General features: G+C 58.0%; 7 protein-coding genes. All 7 read left to right on the forward strand.

The window, feature by feature from the left end; translation table 11 throughout:
• A partial coding sequence (locus EN964_RS19725) for a response regulator transcription factor (protein ID WP_164775888.1) occupies positions 1-567 on the forward strand: 567 nt, incomplete at its 5' end.
• A 282-nt stretch (positions 568-849) separates the two neighbouring features.
• Positions 850-2,349, forward strand: coding sequence for a collagen-like protein (locus tag EN964_RS39130; RefSeq protein WP_127266891.1), 1,500 nt, complete (start codon positions 850-852; stop codon positions 2,347-2,349).
• Positions 2,350-2,459: 110 nt separating this feature from the next.
• A complete protein-coding gene (locus EN964_RS19735) occupies positions 2,460-3,236 on the forward strand; it encodes a DUF6065 family protein (RefSeq protein ID WP_245465065.1) in 777 nt (258 codons plus the stop codon).
• Positions 3,217-3,951, forward strand: a complete 735-nt coding sequence (locus tag EN964_RS19740) for a L,D-transpeptidase (RefSeq protein WP_127266890.1) — start codon at positions 3,217-3,219, stop codon at positions 3,949-3,951. The genes EN964_RS19735 and EN964_RS19740 overlap by 20 nt, the downstream gene beginning before the upstream one ends.
• Before the next feature lie 430 nt (positions 3,952-4,381).
• Positions 4,382-4,798, forward strand: coding sequence for a hypothetical protein (locus tag EN964_RS19745; RefSeq protein WP_245465926.1), 417 nt, complete (start codon positions 4,382-4,384; stop codon positions 4,796-4,798).
• 71 nt (positions 4,799-4,869) lie between these two features.
• Complete coding sequence (locus EN964_RS19750) at positions 4,870-5,472, forward strand: DUF3011 domain-containing protein (RefSeq protein WP_127266888.1); 603 nt, start codon at positions 4,870-4,872, stop codon at positions 5,470-5,472.
• 990 nt (positions 5,473-6,462) lie between these two features.
• On the forward strand, positions 6,463-6,796 hold a 334-nt coding region (locus tag EN964_RS19755; RefSeq protein WP_127276653.1), incomplete at its 3' end, for a DUF1403 family protein.

The following is a 6,796-nucleotide window of genomic DNA, read 5'->3' on the forward strand; positions in this document are numbered from 1 at the left end:
GCCCTCTACCGAGCCTGCGCCGCCAAGCCGGCTGAAATCGTCATTCTCGACATTGGCCTGGAGGGCGAAGACGGCCTTTCCATAGCTTCCCATTTGCGGGCCTTGCAATCGGTCGGGATCGTCATGGCGACGGCCCGGAGTTCCATCGACGACCGGCTCAATGGTCTTGAAGCGGGCGCTGACGCTTACCTCGTCAAACCCATTGATGTTCGGGAGCTTGCTGCCACGGTGATGACGCTCAATGAACGTCTCAACAGGCGCCGCGCCCCTTCGTCTCCGGCCCCACGATGGACCCTGGAGGAAGGCTGCTGGGTGCTTACCGACGGCATGGGCCATCGCCTTCGCTTGACCACCTCGGAACGGCACTTTTTGGAACGCTTGTTCAGTGAGCGCGGCAAGACCGTCGATCGCCGCGCGCTCGTCGAAGCCATGGGCGCAGACATCTATGACTTCAACTATGCCCACCTGGACACCATCGTGAGCCGGTTGCGTCGAAGAGCCAAGAAATCCGACATGCTTCTCCCCTTGCACGCAATTCGAGGGTCAGGCTTCGCCTTCACCGATTAGAATGATCGTGCGGACCCTGTCCAGAGAGAAGATTGCCGATCTCATCAATTTGGGAGAGGACAGGGAGGAATTCGAGGAGCATCCTCAAACGACTGACAGTAAGTGTAATGATATGACAGTTACTGCGATTGTGAGGAATCACGAGATTAATTACTTCAAGGAAAGGATTGGATAAATCCGCATTCGTTAGATAGTTCGCATTCTATGCGCAATCGAACAGGAATGTGTCGTGCGCGTGGCGAGGTAGATAACGAGGGCGGCGGTGCGCAGAAGGGGTGCGGGATGCGGCAGCATAAGAGAGTTTTATTTGCCAGTTGTTCTATTCTAACCTTCGCATCCATCTATGTCGGGATTACCCCCGCGCTAGCGGGGGCGCCAAGCAACGAACAACTCTATCAGATGATTTTGGACCTGCAGCGAAATCAGAAGCAGATGGCGCGCAAACTTGAGGCCGCCTACGCCGAGACTGCCCAGGTTAAAGGAGAACTGGCCACCCTGAGGGGTTCGGTGGCCCAGAGTCGCGAGATGGCTGCGCTATCCTCGGTTGAGAGGCGCATGTACCTGTCAAGTCCGCAATCCGACACTCGTGCCGTTGCTGCGCCCAACGTGCGTGTCGGATTCGGCGCGGGAACCAATGGTCACGACCCGTATGCCTTTACCGACGGTTCCGTGGCGCTCCCGCTCGGTGAAAAATACGGCTTCCAGGTGGATGCGATTGGTGGCGTGACGCCAAACAGTAACTTCACAGGTGCCGCCGCGCATCTATTCCGCCGTGATCCGAAAGTTGGGGCGCTGGGTCTGTATGGAAGCTACCTTCATGGCGGAGGTGGTTACGATGATGGTGGAGTTCTTGAAAACGGCTATGTCGAAGGCAAGCTCGGCGTTGAAGGCCAGTACTATCTGGGCCGGGCCACGCTTGAGGGACTTGCCGGCATAGAATGGAACTCACTTGAAGAGGACGTCAGTCCGTTCGCCGAAGGCAGGGTCGGGTACTATCCTACGGATAACTTCAAGGTTAATGGCGGCCTGCGTCATCGCGACGCCTTTGGTGGTAGAACGCAACTTGTTGGCGGCGCCGAGTACCTGACCGAGTTCGGAAGCGGAATAGCGACTTCTATCTACAGTGATTTCAGCTTCGATCTGACGAACAGCGACGTCTCCTCAAGCGGCGATTTTTCTGCGATGGCCGGTTTGAGATTCCACTTCGGCACCAATGGCGATCGAAGCGCCCCGAAGACAGTTTTCTGCAAGGATCCGGACCAGAATTTCGAGTGCGCGGTCACGGATGGTCAGAACGATTATTATGCCGACAAGCCAGGTCGTTCCTTGATTCAGCGTGATCGTGGCGACTTCCTTCCATCGCACATCGTAAGAGACGTTGGCAACTTGCCGACGCCTTCCACCAATGTTTGGGGACAGCCAGGGGCGCCTGGCGCACCCGGCGAGGCTGGTGCGCCTGGAGTGCCCGGCGCGGAGGGGCCTGCCGGACCCACTGGGCCTGTCGGACTGCCCGGATCGGATGGGACACCTGGAGCGCCCGGCGATACCGGCGCGTCTGGACCTCCCGGCGCGCCCGGCGCGGAGGGACCTGGCGGACCTGCTGGGCCTGTCGGACTGCCCGGATCGGACGGGACACCTGGAGCGCCCGGCGATACCGGCGCGTCTGGACCTCCCGGCGCGCCCGGCGCGGAGGGACCCACTGGGCCTGCCGGACCGGTGGGACCTGCCGGACCGGAGGGGCCTGTGGGACCGGAGGGACCTACCGGACCGGCAGGCCCATAGTACCCCCTTCTGTCCTGGTCATGCCGCTACGGTTTGGCGGCATGATCAGCAACTTAGAATCGAATCGTTTGAGGATAGCGGAGAGTATGACCGGCCCGCGTCTTGACTGTATGATCCAGGCTCCGAACCCCCCTGAGCTTGTCGCCGCGGAGGGGACGCGAGATTGGATGGATGCGACCGACCAGCATTTCGCCTATCGTTGCACGCCGCTTTCAATCGCCAATGCCAGCGGATGGGAATTGTTGAACCCCATAAATGTGACTGTTACTTGGAACGGATACAACACCACAAAAGACATCGCCTTCCATGTAAACGAACCGAACGTCACGCACCGATTCATCAGCTCGACCTTCGGGCACGGCATAGTAACCTTTCATCCGGGTTACGTGTTTCGCACCGAGCCGGGCTGGATGGTGTGGGCTCGCGGCTCCCCCAACCGGATGAAGGACGGAATCGCGCCCCTGGACGGCTTGGTGGAAACCAACTGGCTGCCGTTCAGTTTCACCATGAATTGGCGCTTCACCCGCCCTGGGTCTGTCACTTTTGCCAAGGGCGAGCCTTTCTGTTTCATCACCATGATGCCAAGTGTCGCTATCGAGCAGGTGCAGCCGGTCATTCGTCCGATGGAGGACGATCCTGAGTTCCATAAAGAACATAAGGTTTGGAATAGCGAACGTCGACGGTTTTCGGCCGGGCTGCAGATGAACGACGAGCTTACCAAGGAGATGAAGTGGCAGAAGCACTATCTGCAGGGTGTTTCGCCGACGGGGAAATCGGTCGCGGATGACACTCACCGAGTAAAGCGAACTCTGAAGCGGCCGATCCACATCGACCAGTTGCGGGCCCAGGAAAAAGGTTCGCCAGTAGATGAAGCTAGCCAAGAGTAAGCGGCCTGTGCGCATTCCTCCAGTTGGATCGCTAGCATTTGGCCGTTCGATTAACGGGTCGGTTTCGAGCAGAGACGAAAGACCGGAATGCATCCGCCAGTTCGTGCGGTCGGGCTTTGTATTGGCGCTGGCGGCGCTCCTTGTCGGTTGCCTGGCGGATGGAAAAGGTAGCCCGAATACGGCTACAGAGTTAGTTCGCGTGAAAGCCGCTTACGCGAGGGAGCCGCATGAGGTCTTCATCGTCGATCGCAGCAAGTTTGACCAACGCTTTCTGCCTGTCGATGTGACGCCCCCGGAACGCTTGCCTGCCGGTACGGTGTTGATCGATACACAGCAGAGGTTCCTCTATCTATACCGCCTCGATGGAACGGCGCGGCGCTATGGCATCGCCGTCGGGGCTAGCGGTTACAGTTGGTCGGGCATTGCCAGCGTAGGGCGCAAAGCGGAGTGGCCCGCATGGTATCCGACTGACGACATGCGTAACCAGTCGCCCGACCTGCCGCGCATGGTCAGGCCCGGCACGCACAATCCGCTCGGCGCGCGAGCTCTCTATCTGTACAAGAACGGCGTGGATACGCTTTATCGTATCCACGGCACCTCAGAGCCCTGGACCATAGGAACTGAAGCGTCCTCAGGGTGCATTCGCATGCTCAACGAGGATGTGATCGAACTCTACAGTCTGGTGCCGCGGGGAGCAAAGGTCATCGTGAAGTGAGGCGAATTGAACAGGCGCAGGCAAACGCTTGCTGTCGGATGCCGCTGGACCATACCCACGCCGGCGGCACAGGTGACGGCAGATTTCTGCTTCTATCGATATTGCGTCATAGAGGGAGAATTTAAGACATAGGCGTCGCTGCTCGTATCGATAGCACTCGCGAATAAGGTTTTGGATACCTTAACCGTCATCTCTGTCCGTCATAATCGACGTTTAGGTATTCTTTTTTACACCTTTTGCGTGTACTGAAATAAAAAAAATCAATGGACGCGCCTATATATCAGTTCACGTCAGTGACGGCATGCCGTTCGTCTTCCCGTTCGCCGTCGGCATCAGTCAGGGCGCGAACGTCCGAAGGACAAATCCAGGCTGATGGGTTGGCAATTGAACGCACCGAGTGAAAGGACCTATGATGAGGCACTCTCTATTCATGCTGGTTTCCGCCGCGCTATTGAGTACCGCCGTTGCGGGTCCAGCGGCAGCGCAGACCGCCGCTGAAACAAACCAGGCCCTTGACGCGCTGTTCGGCAGTCACACAACCTATCAGCAGTTCTTCGACAAGCTGCAGAAGGCTGTCAGTGCCGGTGACAAGCAGACCGTCGCGTCGATGATCGATTATCCCTTCCGCGCCCGGATCGGCGGCAAGGCGATCAAGATAAACGACGCCGCGCATTTCGTGACGGATTACGACAAGATCGTTACCGCCAAGGTCAAACAGACCGTCCTCAAGCAGACCTATCCGACGCTGTTCGCCAATTGGCAAGGCGTCTCAATCGGTGATGGCGAGGTCTGGTTCTCCGGCGTCGGAGACGGCAACACCATCAAGATCACCGCGATCAACGACTGACACCTGGCGGAAGAAATTCCATTTTCGATGATACCGACGCAACCGATCGTTGACCACTCCGGAGGGTTCACATGCTACGTTACCTGTTCATTGCTTTGCTCGCGCTCGGCTCATCGTGGATGATCTCTGATGCCCGCGCACAATCGACCGTCGAATGCCAATCGAGGCACTATCAGTATGGCGAATGCTGGGCGGGCCCGCTGAGCAAGCCGCAACTCATTCATCAGACTTCCGGAAGTCCTTGTATTTTGAACCGGACCTGGGGCTACAATCCACGCAGCAAATATATTTGGGTCGCGCAAGGCTGCTCCGGAATTTTCGCCGATGTCGGCGGCTACCACCATGGACGTGGCGACAGCTTTGATCCCAATGCCCGCATGTATGACCATCGCGGTCATGACGTCGGCGCGGTGGTTGGCGGAGCTATTCTCGGCGCTCTGATCGAGGGGATGGCGGACGATCATCACAATCGACGGCACACGACGAGTAACTACCGCTCCGATAGCAGCTACAATGGTTGTCATGGCATCGGATGCAAAGTCGACAATCCGGACAAGGCAATCGATACCCGACCGCAATTTGACAGGCAGGGAGAGCCAAACTTTGATGTGCATGGCAACTACCAAGGATGCCATGGTGCAGGCTGCCTTGTCGACAATCCTGACGCGGAGTGAATTGAAGGGCGAAGGAAGCCGGTCACGATTGTCAAAGCGGGGCTCTTAAATCTTTGCCGCAGCATCAATCTTGATCTTCATCGTGGCATCACCACGGCAGACTTCGTTCACCTGCTTCTTGGTTTCTCCTCGAAGCGGTGGAGGCAGCCGAACATGTTCTCTATCTCCTCCTCCATCGTGGCGGCGGCTGAGACGATAAGATCGAGGTTCTTATGCCGTCGATCCATGGGGGCTTGTGCGGAAGCCTCTTTGTACCAAGAATGTACCAAAAGAGAGCCGCTATCCAGAAAAATCGTTGCGAATCAGTCTGTTACGGGAAATTGATGGCGGAGAGGGAGGGATTCCCTTTCACCTCTATGATACTGAAAATACTAGTCTTTTCGCGCTTTTTGTTACACAGTTTGTTACACAGCTACAACTACGATTTATAACCGCTCTAAGCTCGCAGCTTTTGGGCTCGCCTGCCCAATCCATCCGATCTGTCGAAACCGATGGCTTGTAGGACACTCCCGCGTGTGTACGTTGGGGCTTGGGTCAGAAGGTGACCCACAGCAAAGACGGGAGCGCCGCAGCGCAAAAGATCTCATCGGTCAAGGAACAGATAGTGAAGTAGCCTGTGACAATCGGCGCCAGCATCACCTCCAAAGCCGACCAGGAAAAACCCGCAAAAAACGTCGCCCTCAGATACCCCGTCGGCAATGAATATGGGACCGAAGTTGCGCGGCAGATCGGGCGTTAGATGCCTTCATGACATCTGAACCTGAGCAGGCTCCTACGCCGCGAGCCGGCACATTTCCGAACGGAGTTTCGTCCGGCTGCGCAAAAAGGTGCCCTGTCGAGACTTACTTGTTGGCCAAATGGCTTAGCAGGGACGAACTCGTGAAGAGATTGATAATGCAACACTATCAGTCGTTGTGCTGATCCGACAGGCTGTGCGTTTTGGCACGAAAATCATGGCGAAAAGCGCACCGGCACTTTACTCTCCAAATTATGATTCGCCTCGATCCCGCGACCGCCAGCTCCTCTGCGCCGCCCTCCGTTCCCGCGTGGGCGATCACAAGCGCCGGCGCGCCGAGTGACGGCGACGCCGCCTTCCGGGCCGGCGCCGCCCTGGGTGCCCTCGACACGCTCGCCCGCGCGCAGGCAGCCTGGGCCGGCGCTTGGCGGCAGCGGCTGGCGGTTCGCTGCGCCGCCTCCAGCATGCGGCTCGCCGGCCGCGCCGAGGATGCGGCCGCCTTGCGCGATGCCTGGCATTTGCGTCCCCTACGTGCTGACCCCGGTCCCGCAGGCGCCGTCTTTGGCGCCTGGCGGCAGTTGGCCAGGC

It is taken from the genome of Mesorhizobium sp. M7A.F.Ca.CA.001.10.2.1 (assembly GCF_003998575.1).
Classification (GTDB): domain Bacteria; phylum Pseudomonadota; class Alphaproteobacteria; order Rhizobiales; family Rhizobiaceae; genus Mesorhizobium.

Coding starts and splice junctions, on each gene's coding strand:
- EN964_RS19740 (WP_127266890.1), top strand. CDS start 3,217: ATGAAGCTAGCCAAGAGTAAGCGGCCTGTGCGCATTCCTCCAGTTGGA.
- EN964_RS19745 (WP_245465926.1), top strand. CDS start 4,382: ATGCTGGTTTCCGCCGCGCTATTGAGTACCGCCGTTGCGGGTCCAGCG.
- EN964_RS19750 (WP_127266888.1), top strand. CDS start 4,870: ATGCTACGTTACCTGTTCATTGCTTTGCTCGCGCTCGGCTCATCGTGG.
- EN964_RS39130 (WP_127266891.1), top strand. CDS start 850: ATGCGGCAGCATAAGAGAGTTTTATTTGCCAGTTGTTCTATTCTAACC.
- EN964_RS19735 (WP_245465065.1), top strand. CDS start 2,460: ATGATCCAGGCTCCGAACCCCCCTGAGCTTGTCGCCGCGGAGGGGACG.